General features: G+C 64.3%; 17 protein-coding genes and 2 pseudogenes. 13 read left to right on the top strand and 6 right to left on the bottom strand.

The features are described 5' to 3' along the window. The first annotated feature begins 224 nt into the window (after window positions 1–224). From VLR48_RS18015 to VLR48_RS17975, 9 genes are all read left to right on the top strand, one after another. The gene (locus tag VLR48_RS18015; protein ID WP_325293112.1) at window positions 225–2,561 is read left to right on the top strand and encodes a PAS domain S-box protein; all 2,337 of its coding nucleotides are present in this window, start codon (window positions 225–227) and stop codon (window positions 2,559–2,561) included. Next, window positions 2,558–3,172 carry a response regulator transcription factor gene (locus VLR48_RS18010; RefSeq protein WP_325293111.1) on the top strand — a complete coding sequence of 205 codons (615 nt, stop codon included), beginning with the start codon at window positions 2,558–2,560 and terminating at the stop codon, window positions 3,170–3,172. The genes VLR48_RS18015 and VLR48_RS18010 overlap by 4 nt, the downstream gene beginning before the upstream one ends. A gap of 171 nt (window positions 3,173–3,343) precedes the next feature. After that, on the top strand, window positions 3,344–3,628 hold the full coding sequence (locus VLR48_RS18005; RefSeq protein ID WP_325293110.1) for a PilZ domain-containing protein: 285 nt from the start codon (window positions 3,344–3,346) through the stop codon (window positions 3,626–3,628). A 53-nt stretch (window positions 3,629–3,681) separates the two neighbouring features. Continuing rightward, entirely contained in the window at window positions 3,682–4,716 is a 1,035-nt protein-coding gene (locus VLR48_RS18000) for an agmatine deiminase family protein (protein WP_325293109.1), read from the top strand. A 249-nt stretch (window positions 4,717–4,965) separates the two neighbouring features. Continuing rightward, a complete protein-coding gene (locus tag VLR48_RS17995) occupies window positions 4,966–5,424 on the top strand; it encodes a hydrogenase expression/formation protein (RefSeq protein WP_325293108.1) in 459 nt (152 codons plus the stop codon). 17 nt (window positions 5,425–5,441) lie between these two features. Beyond that, the gene (locus VLR48_RS17990) at window positions 5,442–6,551 is read left to right on the top strand and encodes a hydrogenase small subunit (RefSeq protein ID WP_325293107.1); all 1,110 of its coding nucleotides are present in this window, start codon (window positions 5,442–5,444) and stop codon (window positions 6,549–6,551) included. Beyond that, complete coding sequence (locus VLR48_RS17985; protein WP_325293106.1) at window positions 6,548–7,210, top strand: hypothetical protein; 663 nt, start codon at window positions 6,548–6,550, stop codon at window positions 7,208–7,210. The genes VLR48_RS17990 and VLR48_RS17985 overlap by 4 nt, the downstream gene beginning before the upstream one ends. After that, window positions 7,207–8,484 (top strand): (Fe-S)-binding protein, encoded by a 1,278-nt coding sequence (locus tag VLR48_RS17980; protein WP_325293105.1) that lies wholly within the window; start codon window positions 7,207–7,209, stop codon window positions 8,482–8,484. The genes VLR48_RS17985 and VLR48_RS17980 overlap by 4 nt, the downstream gene beginning before the upstream one ends. 1 nt (window position 8,485) lies before the next feature. After that, entirely contained in the window at window positions 8,486–10,216 is a 1,731-nt protein-coding gene (locus VLR48_RS17975) for a nickel-dependent hydrogenase large subunit (RefSeq protein WP_325293104.1), read from the top strand. A 256-nt stretch (window positions 10,217–10,472) separates the two neighbouring features. Here the strand turns inward: VLR48_RS17975 and VLR48_RS17970 are convergent, their stop codons facing one another. Both VLR48_RS17970 and pgl read right to left on the bottom strand, forming a co-directional pair. Beyond that, a complete protein-coding gene (locus VLR48_RS17970) occupies window positions 10,473–10,943 on the bottom strand; it encodes a CopD family protein (protein ID WP_325293103.1) in 471 nt (156 codons plus the stop codon). A gap of 262 nt (window positions 10,944–11,205) precedes the next feature. Then, the gene (pgl, locus tag VLR48_RS17965; protein WP_325293102.1) at window positions 11,206–11,892 is read right to left on the bottom strand and encodes a 6-phosphogluconolactonase; all 687 of its coding nucleotides are present in this window, start codon (window positions 11,890–11,892) and stop codon (window positions 11,206–11,208) included. 72 nt (window positions 11,893–11,964) lie between these two features. On the opposite strand from pgl, the gene VLR48_RS17960 reads away from it, so the two are divergent. Continuing rightward, window positions 11,965–12,930 (top strand): response regulator, encoded by a 966-nt coding sequence (locus VLR48_RS17960; RefSeq protein WP_325293101.1) that lies wholly within the window; start codon window positions 11,965–11,967, stop codon window positions 12,928–12,930. Between the two features lie 39 nt (window positions 12,931–12,969). Here VLR48_RS17960 and VLR48_RS17955 read toward each other — a convergent pair whose 3' ends face one another. After that, a complete protein-coding gene (locus VLR48_RS17955) occupies window positions 12,970–13,134 on the bottom strand; it encodes a hypothetical protein (RefSeq protein ID WP_325293100.1) in 165 nt (54 codons plus the stop codon). A 191-nt stretch (window positions 13,135–13,325) separates the two neighbouring features. Between VLR48_RS17955 and VLR48_RS17950 the strand changes: the two are divergent. From VLR48_RS17950 to VLR48_RS17940, 3 genes and pseudogenes are all read left to right on the top strand, one after another. Beyond that, window positions 13,326–15,385 (top strand): annotated as a pseudogene (locus tag VLR48_RS17950) (phosphoketolase family protein). A 222-nt stretch (window positions 15,386–15,607) separates the two neighbouring features. Next, on the top strand, window positions 15,608–18,163 hold the full coding sequence (locus tag VLR48_RS17945) for a glycogen/starch/alpha-glucan phosphorylase (RefSeq protein ID WP_325293099.1): 2,556 nt from the start codon (window positions 15,608–15,610) through the stop codon (window positions 18,161–18,163). 846 nt (window positions 18,164–19,009) lie between these two features. Continuing rightward, window positions 19,010–19,432, top strand: coding sequence for a PIN domain-containing protein (locus VLR48_RS17940; protein WP_325293098.1), 423 nt, complete (start codon window positions 19,010–19,012; stop codon window positions 19,430–19,432). Between the two features lie 70 nt (window positions 19,433–19,502). Here the strand turns inward: VLR48_RS17940 and VLR48_RS17935 are convergent, their stop codons facing one another. The 3 genes and pseudogenes from VLR48_RS17935 to VLR48_RS20330 form a co-directional block, all read right to left on the bottom strand. Next, window positions 19,503–20,210, bottom strand: coding sequence for an alpha/beta hydrolase (locus tag VLR48_RS17935; protein ID WP_325293097.1), 708 nt, complete (start codon window positions 20,208–20,210; stop codon window positions 19,503–19,505). A gap of 102 nt (window positions 20,211–20,312) precedes the next feature. Further along, window positions 20,313–20,513, bottom strand: coding sequence for a M15 family metallopeptidase (locus VLR48_RS17930; RefSeq protein WP_325293096.1), 201 nt, complete (start codon window positions 20,511–20,513; stop codon window positions 20,313–20,315). 163 nt (window positions 20,514–20,676) lie between these two features. Then, window positions 20,677–20,948, bottom strand: a pseudogene (locus VLR48_RS20330) (M15 family metallopeptidase); the annotation flags it as partial. Between the last annotated feature and the right edge of the window lie 307 nt (window positions 20,949–21,255).

Genomic DNA, 21,255 nt, shown 5'->3' with positions numbered 1-21,255 from the left:
CTTCTAGAATAAAGGTGTGTATCGTGCGTTCTCGCCAGTCTCTCCTGCTGTGCCGAGCCTCGGAGGTCGATCGTGGACGGCGTCGCACGCAGGCGCAGCGCCAACGTCCAAACGCAACGGCACACCGGAGAACGGCGGCACCCGGGGCGGGTGTCGAGCACAGCAGCCTCGAACGCCGGCATCGGAACCCAACTCGCCGGCCGCACAATGGAGGTGCCGGTCCAATGACACGATTCGACCAAGCGATCGGTGCGCACCTGACGCGGCTCTTGGCGGAGCTCGAGCGCGCAGGCAACGGGTCGGACGAGCTCACCCGCCTGGTGCACGAGCTGCAGGTCCATCAGATCGAGATCGAGCAGCAGAACCGCGAGCTGCTGGCGGTGCGCGCGGTGTTGGAGGAGTCTCGCGAGCGCTATGCGGACCTCTATGATTTCGCCCCCGTCGGCTACCTCTCGATCGACGCCGCCGGCAGGATCCAAAACATCAACCTGACAGGCGCCAAGCTGCTCGGGCAATCGCGAGATCGCTTGATCGGCCGGGCATTCAGCACTTACATCGCCCCTGGCGACCGCTTACTCCTGAAGGCCCATATTGCCGACGCGTTGGTCGCGCAGGCGTGCAGGAGCTGCGAGCTGCGGTTGAAACCGGACAAGGCGGCGATCTGTGCGGAGCCGCAAACGCTGATGCTCGAAAGCCGACTCGAGGCCGGGAGCAGCCCGGCGCAAATCCGCGTCATTCTCTCGGACATCACCGAGCGTAAGCGGGCCGAGCATGAACGCAGGCAACGCGACATCGCGGCAGCCGCGGCGGAGTCGCGACATCGGCTGGTCAGCGGACTCGAGCGACTGTCGGCCGCGGTGACGGCCGAGTTCGAGCCGCAGGCGGTGTTGAACGCCCTCTTGCGGGTCGTGCAGGATCTCCTGCGGGTGGATCGCGCCTGGCTGCTGTATCCGTGCAATCCCGACGCGACCGAGGTCCGAATTCTGGCGGAGGTCGCCGTTCCGGGCTGCCCGGGCGAACACCTGAACAACCGCAGCATCCCGACGGATGGCGCGCTGCGGAGCCTGATCCGCTCGGCGCTGAACGCCTCCGATCCGGTACAGGATCCAGAGCCGGGCGCCGTCCCGATCCTCGGCGGCGGCTTCGCGCCGCGCTCGCGCCTCGTCATCGCCGTGCGCCCCGAGGGTGATCGGCCCTCGCTGCTCGGCCTACATATGTGTCGCGCCGAGCGCACCTGGAGCGAGGACGATCTGACCCTGACGCGGGCGCTCGCCGGACGGCTCGCGGACATCCTCGACATCCTCGCGGTGCGGCGCGCGCTCACCGAGAGCGAGGAGCGTTTTCGCGCGACCTTCGAGCAAGCGGCGGTCGGTATCTGTCACCTCGACCGACAGGGCTTCTTTCTCCGGGTCAACCGCAAGCTCTGCGACATCCTCGGCTACACGCAAGAGGAGCTGCTCGCCCGAACCTGTCGCGCTCTCGCACACCCGGAGGATCGCGATGGATTGATGCGGTATATGGCGAGGATCGGCGAGGGCATGAGCTGCGACCGGGACCACGTCGAGGGAGCGGGCGAGGGAGAGGGCGAGGGCGAAAGCCTGGAGCTGCGACATATCGGCAAATCGGGCCAGCCCATCTGGTGCAACCTGACGATGGCCCCCGTGCGTGATTCGACGGGCGGCCTATGCTATTTCATCGGCGTCATCGAGGACATCAGCGCCCGCAAGCTGCTTGAAGAGCGCGAATCCAAACACCGTCACGCACTTTTCAGGGTCGGGCGGATCGGCACCATGGGCGAGATGTCGAGCGCCATTGCCCATGAGGTCGCCCAACCACTCATGGGTATCAGCACCTATGCCGGCGGTGCACTCGAGCGCATCGACAGCGCGCCGGGCGAGATCGAGCCGCTGCGTCTTGCACTGCGCGAGATCTCCAGACTCGCCGCGCGTGCGGGTCGGATCATCGAGCGGATTCGGGATTTTTCCAGGCAGCATGCCAGCGCGCCCCGAGCGATCGACCTGGGGGCCATCAGCCGAGCGGCCGTCGGCATGATTGCGCCGGAGCTCAGGACGAACGCCGTGAAGGTCGAGATTCGGGTCGGTGCCGACGTGCCTTTTGCCAGCGGTGATGCGGTGGAGATCGAGCAAGTCTTGATCAACCTCCTGATCAACGGCATGGAGGCGATGCGCGAGATACCGTCCACCTGCCGCCGCTTGGGTGTGACGATCGAGCGCGTCGGCGCGGATCAGGTGCGTGTCGCCGTCAGCGACCGGGGGGTCGGTCTGGACCAGACCGACCCGAGCCGTCTGTTCGATCCCTTCTACACGACCAAGGAAGGCGGTACGGGTATCGGGCTTTCGATGAGCCGAACCATCGTCGAGTCCTACGGCGGGCGCATCTGGGCCAAGCCACGTCCCGGTGGCGGTGCGGTCTTTACCTTCACGCTGCCCGGGCATCTCCCGATCACTTCGACCGACCGCTCGCCCACGATGTCGTCCGCGAGCTCGGCCGATCGCCCGCTCGATGGCCCGCCCGAAACAGCCATCGGAGACCCGCAATGAGCCCGAGATCGACCGTGTTCGTGATCGACGACGACGAGGACGTGCGCCAGTCGCTGCGCTGGCTCTTCGAATCGGTCTCCATGCCGGTCGAGGTCTTCGGATCGGCGGCCGAGTTTTTCGGCGATCCGGGTTGCGAGGGTCCGGGCTGTTTGGTCCTGGATGTGCGGATGCCGGAGATGGACGGGCTCGAGCTGCTCGAGGTCCTGCGCACGCACCGCATCGGCTTGCCCGTGATCATGATCAGCGGACACGCCGATGTGCCGATGGCGGTCAAGGCGATGCAGTCCGGTGCCGTCGATTTCATTCAGAAACCGGTCAATCACCAGGATCTCCTGCAGCGCGTGCGCAAGGCGCTTGCCGCGGACGAACGCTTCCGCGCCGAGATCGGCGACCCGCGGATCATTGCCGAGCGACTCGAGCAGCTCACCGCCAAGGAGCGCGAGGTGCTCGAGGCGATCGTCAACGGGAGAACCAACAAGGCGATTGCCGGCTCGCTCGACCTCAGTGTCCGAACGGTCGAGACACATCGCGCCAACCTGATGCGCAAGCTCGAGGTCCACTCGACCGCGGATCTGGTCCGCTTGACGCTCGCGTGCCGGCTGCGATCGTAAATCTTTAATAACGCATCAGAAATCCGTCGAGCACCGAATCCAATCGTTGTCGTTGTCGTAATCGACCGTCGATACGACTACGACAACGACAACGACAACGATCTCGGACGGTCTCGGAATTTCTGCACCGCTCCCTTACGAACCATAAAGAGAAGAGGAGGACTCGAAAGGATGGAGCGCCGATGGCATCATCGAACCGAGATCGATATCCCCGCCACCCTCGCCGTAATCGGCAGGCACCGCCCGGCTCCGTGCCGAATCCGAAACTTCAGTGCAGGCGGGCTCTTTCTCGAAACGACCGAGACCCTCGCGCGCCATCAGTTCATTCAGGTGCACATCCATCCGCACGGCGTCTCGCCGCGGGTCATCGACGGGATGGTGGTTCATGTCGAGGACGCAGGGGTCGGGATCGAGGCCGAAACCCGATTCTGGTCGCAAGCACTCGACTGGGGGTGACGGCGCGCGCGGCATACAATAGGCGCATCGACAACCCGACGAAAAGGCCTGCCATGCGCCGATTCCCTGCCGAGTGGGAGCCCCAAAGCGGGATCATGCTCACCTGGCCACACGAGGACACCGACTGGGCCGATCAGCTGGGTCGGGTCGAACAACTCTATGCCAACCTCGCCGCCCTGATCGGGCGCTACGAGCCGGTGCTGAACGTCTGCCGGCACGCCGAGCACGCCGCGGCCGTCCGTGCGCGCCTCGCAGCTGCCGGTGCCGCTCCCGCGAGCCAGCGTTTCGGTCTCGCCCCGAGCAACGACACCTGGGCGCGCGATCACGGACCGATCGGCGTACGCACCGACGCGGGAGAACCGCTCCTGCTCGATTTCCGATTCAACGGCTGGGGCGGGAAATTCGCCGCGGATCGGGACGACCGCATCACCGGGACGCTGCACGGGAGCGGCCTCTTCGGCGAGACGGCGCTCGAGCCCGCCGACCTGGTCCTTGAAGGCGGTGCGATCGAGACCGATGGCCGGGGTACGTTGCTTGCGGTCACCCGAACATTGGTCGACCCGCTCCGCAACCCGGGCCTGTCGCGCGATGCGATCGAGCGGACGCTCGCCGAGCGTCTCGGCATCCGCCGTTTCCTGTGGCTCGAGCACGGCGCCATCAGCGGCGACGACACCGACGGGCACATCGACACCCTGGTCCGCTTCTGCGCCCCCGACACACTCTGCTACGCCCGCTGTACCGACCCGAACGATGCGGACTACGCCGAGCTTCAGGCGATGGAGCAGGAGCTTCGGGCCTTGCGCGACCCGGACGGCAATCCTTACCGTTTGGTGCACTTGCCGACCCCCGCACCCGTACTGAACGGCGACGGCGAGCGCCTCCCGGCGGGCTATGCGAACTTTCTCCTCATCAACGGCGCCGTGCTTGTGCCGACCTACGACACGCCCGCCGACACGGAGGCGCGGGAAACCCTGGGCCAGCTCTTCCCGGACCGCGCCGTCTTGGCCGTCGACTGCCGGCCGCTGATCCGCCAAGGCGGCAGCCTGCACTGCATCAGCATGCAGCTGATGGCGGGCGTGCTGGCTTAAACCGCGCTCGGCGCGGTATCCGATGTTTTTGGGCGGGATCGGCCCCGGTTGTCTTTCCCATCCGAACCGCGTCACAGCGGAGCGTCTCGGAATTCGCTCGCGTTCGAACTCCCGCAGACGCCCGGACGCGCCACAGAGACGCGGTTCGGATTATTCGAGCTTGCTAACGTGCTAATGAGCTGCGCTGCATCAAATCAGGTCGGCGGCAAAGCGCCTAGAATCCCAAACGGACAGGTCGAGGTGTGCCAAATGTCATTGCTGGATCAGATTCCCGTCGTCGTCGAAAACAGCTCGGCCGCGCCCGAGGGCGATCCGCATCCCCAATGGTACGGCAACGCCGAGCCCGTCCTGCATGAAGTCCGCCATGCCTTGGCACGTCTCGTCAGTACGGGGGAGACCACCAAGATCGATCTGAAGGCGATGCCGTTCGGTCCGGGTGACCTGGAGCGCTTGCTGTCCGTGCTGGGCACCGGCGAGGTCCAGGCCAGTGTCGAGGCCATGGGTCCGACACGCGTCCAGGAGACCGCCATCCCCGGGGTCTGGCTGGTGGACTATCTGAATTCCGAGGCACATCGCCTCGCCCTGCATCTCGAGATCGCGACCGTTCCCGAGATCCTGTGTCCGCAGCCGCAGGATCTGAACGACGCGATCGCCGCGCTCGACGCCCGCTTGAACCCGGGCCGGAGCGCCCCGCCTCTCGCGTCCTGACATCTGAAGGAGGGACTATGGCTGCCCGCAACCCCACTGAGAAAACACTCGGCGAGAGCCTTCGCGAACGTGGCGTCTCGCGCCGCGGCTTCCTGAAGTTCTGTGCCGCAACCGCCTCGATGATGGCCCTTCCGCCGAGCATGGCGCCGGCGATCGCCGCAGCGCTGGAGAAGGCCAAGCGCCCGTCGGTCATCTGGCTGTCGTTCCAGGAATGCACCAGCTGTACCGAGTCGCTGACCCGCAGCCATGCCCCCACGGTCGAGGATCTGATCCTCGACGTCATCTCGCTGGATTATCACCATACCCTGCAGGCCGCGGCCGGCGATGCCGCCGAGCATGCGCGCGAGCAGGCGATGGCGGCAAATCCGGGCGAATATCTGGTCATCGTCGACGGCTCCATCCCGGGTCCGGACTCCAACCCGGGTTACTCGACCGTCGCCGGTCACAGCAACTACGCCATGCTGATGGAGACGGTGGAGAACGCCGCCGCCGTCATCGCGGTCGGCTCCTGTGCGACCTTCGGCGGTCTGCCTGCGGCCAACCCCAACCCGACGGGCGCCATGTCGGTGATGGATCTGGTCAAGAACAAGCCGGTCATCAACGTCTCGGGCTGTCCGCCGATCCCGATGGTGATCACGGGTGTCATCGCCCACTACCTCACCTTCGGGCGTCTGCCCGAGCTCGACGCCTACAACCGTCCGATGGCCTTCTTCGGTCAGTCGATCCATGACCGCTGCTATCGCCGACCCTTCTATGACAAGGGGCTCTTCGCCAAGACCTTCGACGATGAAGGCGCACGTCTGGGCTGGTGTCTCTACGAGCTCGGCTGCAAGGGCCCGACCACCTACAACGCCTGCGCGACCATGCGCTGGAACGACGGCACCAGTTGGCCGGTCGAGGCCGGGCATCCCTGTCTGGGCTGCTCCGAGCCGAAGTTCTGGGATGCGGGCGGTTTCTACAACGCCGTCTCGGTGCCGACCTCGGCCTCCGGGATGAACGTGCTGGCGGCCGGTGCTGCAGGTGCCGTGGTCGGCGGTGCCGTCGCGGCATTGGCCAAGAAACAGACCAAGACCGCGGTCTCCCATCGTCAGCCCGTCACGGTCGAAGAATTGGAGGCCAAGCTATGAGCGGCTCGATGGAGTTTCTGCTGTGGACCAAGGGTCCGATGTTCAACATCGCGATCGCCATCTTCGCGATCGGTTTGCTGGTGCGCATCGCCGAGATCTTCATGCTCGGACGCGCCAAGAACTTCGCCGAGGCACGCGCCGGTGAGTGGGGTCCGGGTCTGCGGACCATATTCACCCGCACCGTCGCGGATCCGGGCACCTTCCAGCGCGCGCCCTTCAACGTGGTCGTGGGCTGGGTCTGGCACATCGGCTTCCTGATCGCGCTGCTGCTCTTCCTGCCGCACATCGCGCTGATCGAGAGCCTGACCGGTCTGTCCTGGCCGGCGTTGCCCAACCCGGTGATCAGTCTGGTGACCTCGGTGACCCTGGTCGCGCTGATCGCAACACTCGTGCATCGCATGACGCATCCGGTGAAGAAGCGCATCAGCACGGTCGAGGACTATCTGGTCTGGGCCGTGGTCTTCGCGGTGGTGCTGACCGGCTGGCTGGCCTATTACCGGCTGGTCAACCCCTATCCGCTGGTCCTGGGCATGCACATCCTCTCGGCCGAGATCATGCTGATCCTGCTGCCCTTCACCAAGCTGACGCACATCTTCACGACCTTCATCGCACGCTGGTACAACGGGGCCGCATTCGGCCGTAAGGGGGTTCAGTCATGAGCCAAATTGAGAGCAAGCTGACACTTGAACGGGGTCTCGCGGCCTTTCGCGCCGAGGTCGACGGGCCCGTCGCCGCTTTCTTTTCGAGCTGCGTGCATTGCGGCATCTGCGCCCAAGCCTGTCCCTTCTATCTAGAAACGGGCGATCCCAAATACACGCCGATCCTCAAGCTGGAGCCGCTGCGCCGCGTCTGGGAAAACGACTTCACGCTCTGGGGCAAGATTAAGGGCATGTTCGGCCTGCAGCAGAAGGTGACCGACGAGATGCTGGCCGAATGGGAGGAGCTGCTCTACGACTCCTGCTCGATGTGCGGTCGCTGCTCCATGGTGTGCCCGGTCGGCAACGATCTGGCGCTGATGATCCGCAAGTCCCGCGAAGGCATGGTCCAGGCCGGACATGCGCCCGAAGGACTCATCGCCGCCTCCGTGCGCGCCATCCAGACCGGCAGCCCGATGGGCCTGCAATGGAAGACGCTGGCGGTGCAGATCAACCATGTGCAGACCAGCAGCGGACTCGAGGTCCCGGTCGACAAGGAGGGCGCCGAGTATCTGGTGCTGCTCTCCTCGATGGAGATCATCAACTTCCCCGAGTATCTCGAAGCCATCACCAAGATCTTCGACCATGCCGGGGTGACCTGGACGCTCTCCACCCAGTGCTTCGAAGCGACCAACGCCGGCATCCAAATCGGCAACAAGGACATCGCCGCCCAACTAGTCGAGCGCGTCGTGGCCGCCGCCGAGGCGCTCAAGGTGCCGAAGGTGATCAGCCCGGAGTGTGGTCATGCCTTTACGGCGATCCGCTGGGAAGGCCCGAACCTGATCGGCCGGCCCTATCCCTTCAAGGTCTTCCACATCATCGAGGTCTTGGACGAGCTGCGCGCCGCCGGGCGGATCAAGACCGAGGGGATGGAGACCGATCGGCTGTCGATGCACGATCCCTGCAACCTGGCCCGCAAGAGCGGCGTCATCCAGCAGCAGCGCAATCTCATGAACCTGGTCGCCGAGAACTTCGTCGAGCTCAAGGAGCACGGCAAGTTCCAGTGGTGCTGCGGTGCCGGCGGCGGGGTGAGCTCCAACGAGCGTGCCGAGCCGCTGAAGATGGCCGCCTTCAAGCGAAAAAAGGTGCAGATCGAGGAGGTCAATCCGGAACGCATGGTCACCATGTGCGCCACCTGCCGGACCCAGCTCGAAGAGGGTCTGGAGGAATTCAATATGGAGATCCCGGTGGTCGGTCTCACCGAGATGATCGCCGAGCACCTGGTGGAGAAGAACTGACATGAGCGAACGCATCGTCGTCGATCCCGTCACCCGCATCGAGGGCCATCTGCGTATCGAGGCCCAGATGGACGGGGAGAACATCGCCCAAGCCTACAGCTCCGGGACCTCGGTCCGCGGGCTGGAAACCATCTTGAAGGGCCGCGACCCGCGCGATGCCTGGGCCTTCGCCCAACGCATCTGCGGCGTCTGCACCCTGGTGCACGGCATTGCCTCCGTGCGCTCGGTGGAGGACGCGCTCAAGATCGAGCTGCCGCCCAACGCCCAGCTGATCCGCAACCTCATGATCAGCTCGCAGTTCGTGCATGATCATGTGATGCACTTCTATCATCTGCACGCGCTCGACTGGGTCGACGTGGTCAGCTGCCTGAGCGCGGATCCCAAGGCGACCTCGGATCTGGCGCAATCCATCAGCAGCTGGCCCAAGTCCTCGCCGGGCTATTTCGCCGACACCCAGAAGCGCATCAAGACCTTCGTGGAATCCGGCCAGCTCGGCATATTCGCCAACGGCTACTGGGGCCATCCGGCCTACAAGCTGCCGCCCGAGGCCAACCTCATGGCGGTCGCGCATTATCTGGAGGCGCTGGCCTGGCAGCGCGATGTCGCGCGTCTGCACGCCATCTTCGGCGGCAAGAACCCGCATCCGAACTTCGTCGTCGGCGGCGTGCCCTCCCCGATCGACATCGACTCGGACTCGGCGATCAACGCCAAACGGCTTGCCGAGGTGCAGCAGATCCTGCACTCCATGCAGACCTTCGTTGATCAGGTCTATGTCCCGGACACCCTGGCGATCGCGAGCTTCTACAAGGACTGGGGCGAGCGCGGCGAGGGCCTGGGCAACTTCATGAGCTACGGCGACCTGCCGGCCACCGGGACCATGGATCCGGCGCAGTTCCTGTTCCCGCGCGGCGTCATCCTCAACCGGGATCTCAGCACTATCCACGAGATCGACCTGCACGACCAGGGGCAGATTCAGGAATACGTGGCCCACTCCTGGTACGAGTATTCGGGCGGCAACGACAAGGGGCTCCACCCTTACGACGGCGAGACCAACCTGGAATACGACGCACGCGGCGGCGTGAAACCGCCCTATACCCAGCTCGACGTAAACGACGGCTATTCCTGGATGAAGGCCCCGCGCTGGAAGGGTCACGCCATGGAGGTCGGACCGCTCGCCCGCGTGCTCCTGCTCTATGCCAGCGGCCACGAGCAGACCAAAGAGCTGGTCGAGATGACCCTGACCACGCTCGATCTACCCGTGCGCGCCTTGTACTCCACGCTCGGACGCACTGCGGCCAGGACCCTGGAAACCAAGATCCTGACCGACACCGCGCAGGGCTGGTACAACCAGCTGATCGCCAACATCAAGGGCGGCGACAGCCGCACCTTCAACGAGACCCTCTGGGAGCCGTCGAGTTGGCCCGCCGAGGCCCGTGGCGCCGGTTACATGGAAGCCCCGCGCGGCGCGCTCGGTCACTGGATCGTGATCAAGGACGGCAAGATCGCCAACTACCAGGCGGTTGTGCCCTCCACCTGGAACGCCGGCCCCCGCGACCCAAGCAGCCAGCCCGGTGCCTACGAGGCCGCGCTTCAGGACAACCATCAGTTGTTCGATGTGAAGCAGCCGATCGAGATCCTGCGCACCATCCATTCCTTCGATCCCTGCATCGCCTGCGCGGTGCATCTGACCGATCCAGAGTCGGGTGAGCAAATGGAGATCAAGATCGCCTGAGGCGATTGTCTGGGAACGCAGAAAAAGGCCGCGAAATGCGGCCTTTTTTGTGGAGTACCAAGGCTCTCCACATCGACATTCTCGACAGAACGGCATGACACGCCGATGCCATCTACGCCCCAAACCGGAGTATCAGCTCATGCAACTCGCCACCGGCAGCGTGATCGACTGAAAGATCGTGCTCGATGGAGCAACCCGACCCGATGGGACCATCGTCACGGTGTCGGCGCCGGATCATTTTGATTTGCATCGTTCCTTAGAGACCGATCAAGGCCGGCCCCGCGGCGGCGATCACCACAGTCGCCAAACCCAGGCCCAGATTGACGGCCATCAACCCGCGGATCCACCCGAATGCGGAAGCGGCTTTCGGCCAATCGGCCGCGGCGACGCTGCCCTGCATCCGGCGGAACGGGAGGAAATAGATCAGCGTGAAGATCAGCGTCATGATCAGCGCAATGCCCATCATGGCATGGACATGGAGACCGGCCGTGCCGCCCGACACGCCGAGGAACACCCAGAGTCCGCTCAGCCACAGAACCGCAATCGAGACCCAGACCCAGGGGAAGAAGCGCTCAAAGACACCAAGCGCGACGCGCAGGCGGGGCTGCGGATCCAGCGCCTCTTTGAGCGTCGGACGCAGCGCGAAATGGGCGAAGAACATCCCGCCGACCCAGACAAGACCGGCGACCTGATGCAGAGCGATCGGGATGACAATTTCGAGATTCATGGTCGTTATCCTAGTGGAATGTCAAAAGGGAAGTGCGCCTGAACGATGTGCACCATCGCCGCAGGGCTATGACGAGATGAGGTGAGCACGACTCAGGATCGAGGGGCCGCTCGTGAAGCACGGCAGATGTATCGAGACCATTCGTTGTCGTTGTCGTTGTCGTAATCGGGGACGTTTCGATGGTCGATTACGACAACGACGACGATCTCATACGGTCTCGGATTCTCTGCGCTGTCCCGATAGGGAAGCGCGACCTTCAGGGTCAATCCCCCGCGGCGTCGGCATCCATCAGCACATCCGTCCTGCCCAGGGCCGCGACCCGCGCGACCGGCAGGTCAGCACCGCGACGCCAGGCCGCAAGGGCCTCGCGCTTGCCCGCACCCGTGACCAGGATCAGACGCTCCGGGGCAGCGGCGAGGGCCAACGGGGTCAGGGTCACGCGATCGGGCGGCGGTTTAGGTGCCTCGTGCACGGGCGACGCCAGTACGTCCGTCGGGGTCACATGACCGGGGAAGAGGCTCGCCGTGTGACCGTCCTCGCCCATGCCCAGCAGGATCAAGTCGAAGGGCATCTGATCTGCGATCAGCGCGTCGTAGCGCTCGGCCGCCGACGCTGCCCCCGACTCGGCCGGGATCCAATGCAGATTGGCCGGCGGAATCGCAACGCGCTCCGTCAGGGCCAGCGCGATCGCGCGGCTGTTGCGCTCGGGGTCATCGGGCGGAAGACAGCGCTCGTCGCCGAGAAAGAGATGCCAATGCGCCCAGTCCTCGGGTTGATGGACCAGTCGATCGTAAGCGGCCAACGGGGTGCGCCCGCCGGCCAAGACACATCGAAACCGCCCGCGTGCCTCGATTGCACGCCGCGCCGCAGCACTGATTCGGCGTGCAGTTTCCTCGGCAACCGCCTCCGCCGATGCGAACCGAATGAAGCGCATGATCTGGTCGCCCATAGCACTCTGCCCCCTCCGACCAGTAAACTGACGGCGTTTTTTCACCTGACCGATACCGCCCGTCACGACCTTATGAAGATCCTCTTGATCGACGACTCCAGAGTCACGCGTTACGCCTTGCGCATCGAGCTGAAGCATTGCGGTATCGAGGTCGATACGGCCGACTCCGCAGAGGCAGCGCTGGAGATTCTCAAAAGCCGGGTTCCGGACGCGATCTTCATGGATCATATCATGCCGGGTTTGAACGGCCTGGAGGCCCTGGAGATCATCCGCGCCGACCCGCGCACGGCACATATCCCGATCGTGCTTTGTACCTCGCAGGAGGACAGCGACTTCGCCGCGGCGGCCCGCAAGAGGGGCGTGCTCACCGTCCTGCCTAAATCGCTCGCCGCCGAGCGGCTCCCCGAGGTGATCGAATGCCTGCGCACGGCGATCGACAGCGACACCCCGGCCGCGGCCGCGGCCACACAGATCCCGCAAGTCATCAACCCCGTCGCCGCCCCAGCAGCCTCGCCCCGCCCGTTGAGCGAGGCCGAGCTGGTCGCGTTGATCGAGGAGCGACTGGAGGCGGGCGTCAACAAACGCTTGACGATCCTCGTGGAGTCCCTGCGGCGCGATCTCACCGAGATCTCGATCGCCGAGGCACGCCACGTCGTCGAGGCCAGACTCGCCGAGGAGCATGCCGCGAGCGCCGCCGCACCGCCCGGGGCCAGCCAGCAGGATCTCCGGGATCTCGAGGCGCGCCTGATGCGCGAGATCCTCCCGGACCTGATCGGGGATCGCGTCGCCGCATCGCTCGCGCGCCAGCGCTCCGAGATCGTCGAGGAGCTGAGACAATCGCTCCCCGCAGTGACGGTGCGGCCGAGCGCAACGGGCCACGGGGCCGTCTCGGGGGAGCAGGCGACCGGCGCGTCGCAAGCCGGATCGCGGCGCAGCCTCTCCGACACCGAGGTCGGCGACGCCGCCAACCACCTACGCGACATGGCCACGGCCGCGCTGCAGTCGCTGCGCGCGGCCATCAAGCGCCACGATCGCTGAGCTTGTCCCCGTCGAATCGAGCCCTCGGCGGCCGACGCATCAGCTGTGCGGCGGCTCGTCGCTGTCATGCGGCTCCTCGTTCGACGAGCTGTCCTCCGAGCGATTCCGATCCCGTCGAGCGGCGATGAATTGGGAGTAGACCAGCCAGGCGGCAAGCGCCATGAAGCCGTAAAACTCAATCGCCTTCAGTGAATTGCCGTCCATTCGATGTCCTCCGTTGCGCATGCCGCAAGCCATTGGAGGTCGCAGGGATCACGTCGCTGCAACCGTCGTTCACCGGAGATCCACCGCTCCCCGTCACCTCGCCTTCATCCGCGTCTTTTACTATTCTCAGACGACCGCCGAAGGACACACCGGAGCACCCTACGACGACGAGCCGCCTCTCCACGACCGAGATCGACGCCAATCCGCTGTCCCACGATCTTCTGACCAAGATCGACGCCTATTGGCGCGCCTGCAACGACCTCGCTGCCGGCATGATCTATCTTCGGGACAACCCGCTGCTGCGCGAGCCGCTCGCCGAGATCCATCTGAAGAAACGTCTGCTCGGTCATTGGGGTGCGAGCCCCGGCTTCTCCTTGGTCGCCGTGGCGGTCGGCGACGGCGAGGCCGAGACCGGCCCGCTCGCGACCTCCTGGCATTCAAGCAAATTCTTAAACCCCATCCGCGACGGCGCGGTGCTGCCGATCCTCCATCTGAACGGCTACAAGATCAACAACCCCACCCTGCTCGCACGCATCCCGCGCGAGGAGCTTGCCGAGCTGATGCGCGGCTACGGCTGGACGCCCTACTTCGTCGAGGGCGACGACCTCATGACGATGCACCAAACCATGGCGGCCACCCTGGATGCCTGTCTCGCCCGGATCCGCGCCTTTCAGCAGGAGGCCCGCACGAGCGGCAAGGCGGAGCGCTGCCATTGGCCGATGATCGTGCTGCGCACCCCCAAGGGCTGGACCGGACCCGCGCAGGTCGACGGCAAGAAGGTCGAGGGCTTCTGGCGCGCCCATCAGGTGCCGCTCTCGGGCATGCACGACAACCCGGCGCATCTCAAACAGCTCGAATCCTGGCTGCGCAGCTACAAGCCCGAGGAACTGTTCGACGGCGCGGGTCGGCTGATCCCGGAGCTGCGCGCGCTGGCCCCGGAGGGGACGCTGCGCATGAGCGCAAATCCGCAGGGCACGGCGGTCTGCTGCGTCGTGCCCTGCGGATGCCCGACTTTCGCGACTACGCCTTGGATGTCGTCGAACCGGGGAAGATCCGCGCCATGAACACCAAGCCGACGGGCGAGCTGCTGCGCGATGTCATGGCCAAGAACATGGACAACTTCCGGGTATTCGGCCCGGACGCGAACACCTCCAACAAGCTCGATGCCATCTACGAGGTCTCCAAGAAGCCCTGGCTCTGCGAATACAAAGAGGAAGACGCGCAAGGCGGCGAGCTCGCGCCCGACGGCCGCGTCCTCGAGATGCTCTCCGAGCACACCTTGGAGGGCTGATACGAGGGCTGTGTTCTGACCGGTCGGCACGGCTTCTTCGCGACCTACGAGGCATTCGTCCATGTCATCGACAGCATGTACAACCAGCACGCCAAGTGGCTGGCGATCTGCGAGGAGATCCCGTGGCGGGCGCGTATCTCCTCTCTGAACCTCTTGATCACCTCGACCGTCTGGCGCCAGGACCACAACGGCTTCACCCATCAGGACCCGGGCTTTCTGGATGTCGTGGTCAACAAGAATCCGGAGGTCACCCGCATCTATCTGCCCCCGGACGTCAACACCCTGCTCTCCACGGTCGACCACTGCCTGCAGAGCCGCGACGACATCAACGTGATCGTGGCCGACAAGCAGAACCATCTTCAGTATTTGGACATGGACGCCGCCATCAAGCACTGCACCAAGGGCATCGGCATCTGGGATTGGGCGAGCAACGACCAGGGTGTCGAGCCAGACGCCGTCATGGTCGGCTGCGGAGACATCCCCACCAAGGAGGCGCTGGCCGCCACCGCCCTGCTGCGCGAGCACTTTCCCGACATCCGACTGCGCTTCATCAATGTCGTGGATCTCTTCCGGATGCAGCCCGCGGGGGAGCACCCGCATGGCCTCTCCGACGCCGACTTCGACAGCCTCTTCACCAAAGACCGACCGGTGATCTTCAACTTCCACGGCTATCCCTGGCTGATCCATCGCCTCGCCTATCGCCGCACCAACCACACGAACCTGCACGTGCGCGGCTACAAGGAAAAGGGCAATATCAACACGCCGCTGGAGCTCGCCATCGAGAACGAGATCGACCGCTTCAGCCTGGCCATCGACGTCATCAACCGGGTCCCGCGCCTGCAGGTCGCGGGTGCGCATGTGAAGGAGAGGCTGCGCGACATGCAGATCGACTGCAGGAACGACGCGCACGAGCACGGGATCGACAAGCCCGATGTCGACGACTGGATTTGGCCCTTTTAAACCGCGTCGAGAGCGAGATGCTTTTTTCGAGTGAGCTCGAGATCTGGTGCATCCACGGCCCTTAGCGGGGACGCGGTTTAAAAATAAAAAATTTTTAATTATCTTAAACCGCTCCGGCTCCAGCGGACGTCAATCCTGCCGGGCCGACCCCATCAAAAACAGCGCATACCGCGCCGGGCGCGGTTTAAGTCCCAACCGCCGCCCTGCCGACGAGACGCCGCCATGAACACAGCAGTAGCAGTCGCCGACGACCCCGAGGCCCCGGCCGAGACCCCAACCGAGGCCCGGGGCACGACTCACGAGCACACCCGCACGGGCATGTCGAAGGCGTCTCTGAAGCAGGCCTACATCGATAATCTCTTTTATATCCAGGGGCGTTTCCGCGAGGTCGCCACGCCCCACGACCTCTATATGGCCGCCGCCTTCACGGTGCGCGATCGCATGCTGGACCGTTGGGTGAAGTCCGCCCAGATCTATAAGACCTCCCATGCGCGCACGGTCTGTTATCTCTCGGCCGAGTATCTGCTCGGACCGCATCTGGCCAACAATCTGGTGAATCTCGGGATCGCGGAGGTCGCCCAGCGCGCGGGCGAGGAGCTGGATCTCGACTTCAACGCCATCCTGGAGGAAGAGGAGGAGCCGGGTCTGGGCAACGGCGGACTGGGTCGGCTGGCCGCCTGCTATATGGATTCGCTGGCAACGGTCCAGATCCCGGCGATCGGCTACGGGATTCGCTACGAGTTCGGGATCTTCGACCAGATCATCGATGACGGCTGGCAGGTCGAGCGCAGCGACACCTGGCTGCGCAACGGCAACCCCTGGGAGATCCCGCGACCCAAGATCAGCTTCCCGGTCATGTACGGCGGCCACACCGAGCACGATCGCGATCATGCAGGCCACCCGCGGGCTCGATGGGTTCCGGACATGGTCATCAGCGGCGTCGCGTTCGACACCCCGGTCCTGGGCTACGGGGTCGAGAACGTGAATCTGCTGCGTCTGTGGAAAGCGGAGGCACCCGAATCGTTCGACTTCCAGGTCTTCAATGTCGGGGACTATTACGGTGCGGTCCACGCCAAGATCGAGGCCGAGACCATCTCGAAGGTCCTCTACCCGAACGACGACCCCGAGGCCGGCAAGGAGCTGCGTCTAAAGCAACAGTATTTCTTCGTGTCCTGCTCGATCCAGGACATGATTCGGCTGCATCTGAACACCGTCGGCCCGCTGGACACCTTCCACGAGAAGTTCGTCGCCCAGCTCAACGACACCCATCCGGCGATCGCCGTGGCCGAGCTGATGCGCCTGCTCATGGACGAGCATGAGATGCCCTGGGATACCGCCTGGACCATCACCCGCGCGACCTTCTGCTACACCAACCACACCCTGCTGCCCGAAGCCTTGGAGACCTGGTCGGTCGGTCTCTTCGAGCGGTTGCTGCCGCGCCATCTGGAGATCATCTACGAGATCAACCGGCGCTTTCTCGACGAGGTGCGCGTGCGTTACCTGGGCGACGAGGAGCGTGTCGCGCGCATGTCGCTGATCGACGAGGCCGGCGGGCGGCGGATCCGGATGGCCCACCTGGCCGTCGTCGGCAGCCGTGCGGTCAACGGGGTCGCCGCCCTGCACTCGGAGCTTATCAAGACGACGCTGCTCAAGGACTTCTACGAGATGGCGCCGGAGCGCTTTCACAACGTCACCAACGGTGTGACGCCGCGTCGCTTCATCGTGGTGAGCAACCCGCGTCTGGCAAACCTGATCACGGAGATGTGCGGGAATGACCGCTGGATCCGCGATCTCGACTGTCTGCGCGACTTGGAGGCGCACGCCGACGACCCTGCACTCCAGGCGCGCTGGCGCGAGGTCAAGACCGCCGCCAAGCACGATCTGGCGATCTGGCTGAACCAGCATGCCGGCGTGGTCCTCGATCCACAGACCATGATGTTCGATATCCAGGCCAAGCGCCTGCACGAGTACAAGCGTCAGCACCTGAACGTGCTGCACATCATCCGCGTCTATCAGCGGCTGAAACAAAACCCGAATCTCGGCATGGTCCCGCGCGCCTTCATCTACGGCGGTAAGGCGGCCCCCGGCTATTACATGGCGAAGCTGATGATCAAGCTCATCAACTCGGTCGCCGAGGTCATCAACAACGACCCGCAGGTCAACGGTTACATCCGCGTCGCCTTCATGCCCGACTTCAACGTGAAGAACGGGCAACGCCTGTATCCGGCCGCGGATCTCTCCGAGCAGATCTCGCTCGCCGGCAAGGAGGCGTCGGGAACCGGCAACATGAAGTTCTCGATGAACGGGGCGCTCACGGTCGGCACGCTCGACGGCGCCAATATCGAGATCCGCGAGGAGGTCGGTGCCGAAAACTTCTTCCTGTTCGGCATGACCGCAGAGGAGGTCCGCCGCAAACAGACCGAGGGATATCGGCCTTGGGACTATTACCACGGCGACCATGAGCTGAAATCGGATCTCGACCTCATCGTCTCGGGGCTCTTCTCGCACGGCGACACCAACCTCTTTCGCCCCTTGACCGATCACCTGATCAACCATGATCCCTTCATGGTGCTGGCCGATTATCGCGCCTATCTCGAATGTCAGGACACGATCAGCGAGGTCTACGACCGGCCCGCCGAGTGGGATCGCATGTCGATCCTGAACGTCGCGCGGATGGGTAAGTTCTCCTCGGATCGATCCATCCGCGATTACGCGCAGCGGATCTGGGGCATCGAGCCGAAGCCTATCGGGCCTGAACCTTCACGGCGTCGTTCATAAGACCGGCCCGTAGGGTGGACGAGTGAGAGCGAAGTCCACCGAATCCCTCGCCGGCGCTGGTGGACTGCGCTGCGCTTGTCCACCCTACGGCGCTTGTCCACACTACGGCGATTGTTCACCCTACGGCGCAAAGTCCGCCGTGGCGGATTTGTGATCGCGGCCTCTTGTCAGACTCGGGGGCGTGACTCCCGATGCCACATCGCCTCATTCAACTTAAACAGATAATGCTTTTAATATCATGGCGTTGTGTATCCTGGCCGAGCATCGAGACACTCTTTTTTTGATCTCTGATTGATCTCGGACAACAGAAAGTCGGAACAGCCCGATTTGCCGATAGTAATGATTCGGACACCTCAGCATACTCTCGCGGAAACGCACAGCGCGATAAGGAAGACGACGAGCCGAGATCATGGAGACGCTCAGCAAGGCCGCCGAGGTGAGGCATGGAAGGCCGCTCTGCACGGCAGACGCCTCGCCGCGGCGCAGCCGTTCGATCCGATCGGAACCATCGTTCTCGGCGCGGTCTTGCGCGAATCGGGCTCGTTTGCACGACGAGGCCGCCGACACTTCGGCTCGGCCGAGATCCCTCGATGCCCGACTGCCGCGCGGCGCAGCCGACGCCCCCCGAAGACAGGTCCGTGATCGCCCCGCTCCGTCTCGACTCGCCGTCACTTCCGAACACACCGCATCACCCCCGCTTCCCGAGACGACGGCACCGCGCCGACAGCGCCGCGGCTGCGCCGAGCATGGCGAGCAAGGCGCAATCCCGCGCACCGCCCAACAGAACCCATGATCCGAAACCCCAAGGATTCCAACCACCAACGAAGCGAAGCAAGGAGGAAGGCAATGACCGCAACACCCAAGACACTCGTCGATATCACGGTCTTGATGGACGCACTCAACAACGAGCAGGATACGGACAATGCATCGAACGCCATCCTCTCCCTCGCTGCCAAGGGACGCATTCAAGGCTATGTTTGCGCCGCAGCCATCGACCCGCTCCATACCGAGCTTGCACGCAGCCTAGGCGCAGCCCGAGCTAGATCGGCGATTCAGCGCGTCTGTGCCCTCCTGACGATCGCCCCGGTCGATGCAGGGGTGATCGACGGTGCCGTCGGCCTCGGTTGGCGGTATCTCGATGATGCCCTCACCTTCGAGAGCGCACGCCGAATCGGACTCGACCACCTCGTCACGCTCAACGGCCCCGATTTCGACCATCCGTCGATCACCGTTCAGGCACCCGAGGAGTTCATCCAGTCCATCGCCTAGCGGTCTCGAGGTCAAAAGGGCCGACACACCGGGCGAGGCCGGATCCCCGTAGCCGAAGGCCTGAGGGCCTTTACTGCGAGCAGTCGCTCACAGCCAGCTCGCAGTCCGAGGAGCCGGTCTCGCAGAAGTCCAAGCAGGTGAAGAGCCGCCCTTCGAAGGCGGCATCGACCGCGACATGCCCGGATTCGGCACGCACCTCGAATCCGGGCTGCGCGGCCGGTTGGTGTTGCACGAGCGCGAGCCGATCGGCCGGGTAGGACACGTCCAAGACCACCTGCATGGGATAGTAGCCGTCGAGAAAGCGGCGCATGTACGGACCGTTGCGCAGCCTGTAACGCCCGTCGCCGAGGGCGTACATGGCTCGACTCTCCGCGCGGATACACAGCCTCGCGCCGGGCGCGATGTCCGTGAGCTGGACCGACGGGCCCTCGACCCAAGCACGCCCGATCCCCTGCGCACTGACCACCTCCAAGCCGCGGATCCGCTCGGCGCCGAAGAGGATCTGTGCCGCGCGGACCGCGTCGAGATTCTCGTGACATTGGGTGAGCTCGATCCAGCCTTCGCTCAGACTCTCTTCCCCGATGCGGATCCGATTGACGTGCCGATGGGTCTCGGCGGCACGTTCGGGTCCAACGAACCGAAGCTCGCCGTCGCTGACCGCCGCGACACGGGCCTCAAGGTCCATCTCGGGCCAGTCCTCTTCATCCGAGAACGCAGCCTCCACGGGTGCATCTTCGGCGAAGGTGAATCCCGCCGCCAGTGCCCCGAACAGAATCACGAAACAACAGCTCGACAGCACGGACACCCGCGCTGGCTTGCGGATCCGTGATTCGATTATCGGTGTCGGGGTCGGTGTCATGGCTCGCAACATGCTCGCTCCTCATCGCACGGGGACATCGAAATAGGTGTCGGGATAGGGCTCGTCGACCAGGGTGTAATGCCACCACTCCTCGGAGAGGTTGCGAAAACCCTGCTCGCTCATGGAGGATTTCAGCAACAGCCGATTCGCCATCGCCTCGCCCGTAATCTTCGGGTTCAACGTATGTAAGAGCGGACTGAAGCAATCGAAACCCGTGCCCATGTCGACACTGTTGTCCGCGAGACGCTCCGAGGCCGGGTTTTCGCACGAACGCCCCGGGGGCGGCTGGATCGAACGCCGGTTGAGCGGGCGTCGGCACGGGAACGATGGTCAGATCGACCGTACGGCCTCGCGAATGTCCGGAGCGTGCCGCGATGTAGCGGTCGTCGAACAGCCTGGCCTTCTCGACCTGCGGATAAAATTCGACCTTCATGCGTTGGTCGTCGAGATCCTCGGCCCAGGCAACGAACTGATCGACGGCACGCTGCGGCCGATAGCACTCGTAGATCTTCAGCGACAGGCCGAGGGACGCAGGGTCGCCTGCACCCCGGCCAAGGCCGCTGCCGCCCGGTGGGTCAAGAGACAGAGCGGCGCCTCGTAGCCCTCGATCGGGCGACCGACGAAGTTGTGCGCCGTGGCATAGCGGATATCGAGCACGACATCCGGAATCACCTCGCGGATGTCGACCAAGTCGGGCTCGACGAGCAGCGACGACTCGGCAACCACCGAGCACGACAGCCAAGCACAGACTGTCGCCGTCCGCAACCCCTTGACTAGCCATCAAAATAACCTCCTGCGCATTCAACCATCCCCCGGGATTGGATAAGGCCGGGTGACCGCGGGTGATCGCTCACCCGCGGTTCCCACAGATCCGGACGTGCCCAATTCAGGCATCCGGCTCCTCGGCCTAAACGTTCGCTACGTGGCATAAAGGCTGTGGACCGCACGCGCGGGCGGGAGGGGA

Source organism: Thiocapsa sp. (assembly GCF_035467215.1).
In the GTDB taxonomy this organism is placed as follows: Bacteria; Pseudomonadota; Gammaproteobacteria; order Chromatiales; family Chromatiaceae; genus Thiocapsa.
This window is presented reverse-complemented; position numbering and strand designations above follow the sequence as displayed.

Coding starts and splice junctions, on each gene's coding strand:
- VLR48_RS17970 (WP_325293103.1), bottom strand. CDS start 10,943: ATGAATCTCGAAATTGTCATCCCGATCGCTCTGCATCAGGTCGCCGGT.
- VLR48_RS18010 (WP_325293111.1), top strand. CDS start 2,558: ATGAGCCCGAGATCGACCGTGTTCGTGATCGACGACGACGAGGACGTG.
- VLR48_RS17975 (WP_325293104.1), top strand. CDS start 8,486: ATGAGCGAACGCATCGTCGTCGATCCCGTCACCCGCATCGAGGGCCAT.
- pgl (WP_325293102.1), bottom strand. CDS start 11,892: ATGGGCGACCAGATCATGCGCTTCATTCGGTTCGCATCGGCGGAGGCG.
- VLR48_RS17990 (WP_325293107.1), top strand. CDS start 5,442: ATGGCTGCCCGCAACCCCACTGAGAAAACACTCGGCGAGAGCCTTCGC.
- VLR48_RS17960 (WP_325293101.1), top strand. CDS start 11,965: ATGAAGATCCTCTTGATCGACGACTCCAGAGTCACGCGTTACGCCTTG.
- VLR48_RS17995 (WP_325293108.1), top strand. CDS start 4,966: ATGTCATTGCTGGATCAGATTCCCGTCGTCGTCGAAAACAGCTCGGCC.
- VLR48_RS18000 (WP_325293109.1), top strand. CDS start 3,682: ATGCGCCGATTCCCTGCCGAGTGGGAGCCCCAAAGCGGGATCATGCTC.
- VLR48_RS17930 (WP_325293096.1), bottom strand. CDS start 20,513: ATGGGCACGGGTTTCGATTGCTTCAGTCCGCTCTTACATACGTTGAAC.
- VLR48_RS17980 (WP_325293105.1), top strand. CDS start 7,207: ATGAGCCAAATTGAGAGCAAGCTGACACTTGAACGGGGTCTCGCGGCC.
- VLR48_RS18005 (WP_325293110.1), top strand. CDS start 3,344: ATGGAGCGCCGATGGCATCATCGAACCGAGATCGATATCCCCGCCACC.
- VLR48_RS17955 (WP_325293100.1), bottom strand. CDS start 13,134: ATGGACGGCAATTCACTGAAGGCGATTGAGTTTTACGGCTTCATGGCG.
- VLR48_RS17985 (WP_325293106.1), top strand. CDS start 6,548: ATGAGCGGCTCGATGGAGTTTCTGCTGTGGACCAAGGGTCCGATGTTC.
- VLR48_RS17940 (WP_325293098.1), top strand. CDS start 19,010: ATGACCGCAACACCCAAGACACTCGTCGATATCACGGTCTTGATGGAC.
- VLR48_RS18015 (WP_325293112.1), top strand. CDS start 225: ATGACACGATTCGACCAAGCGATCGGTGCGCACCTGACGCGGCTCTTG.
- VLR48_RS17945 (WP_325293099.1), top strand. CDS start 15,608: ATGAACACAGCAGTAGCAGTCGCCGACGACCCCGAGGCCCCGGCCGAG.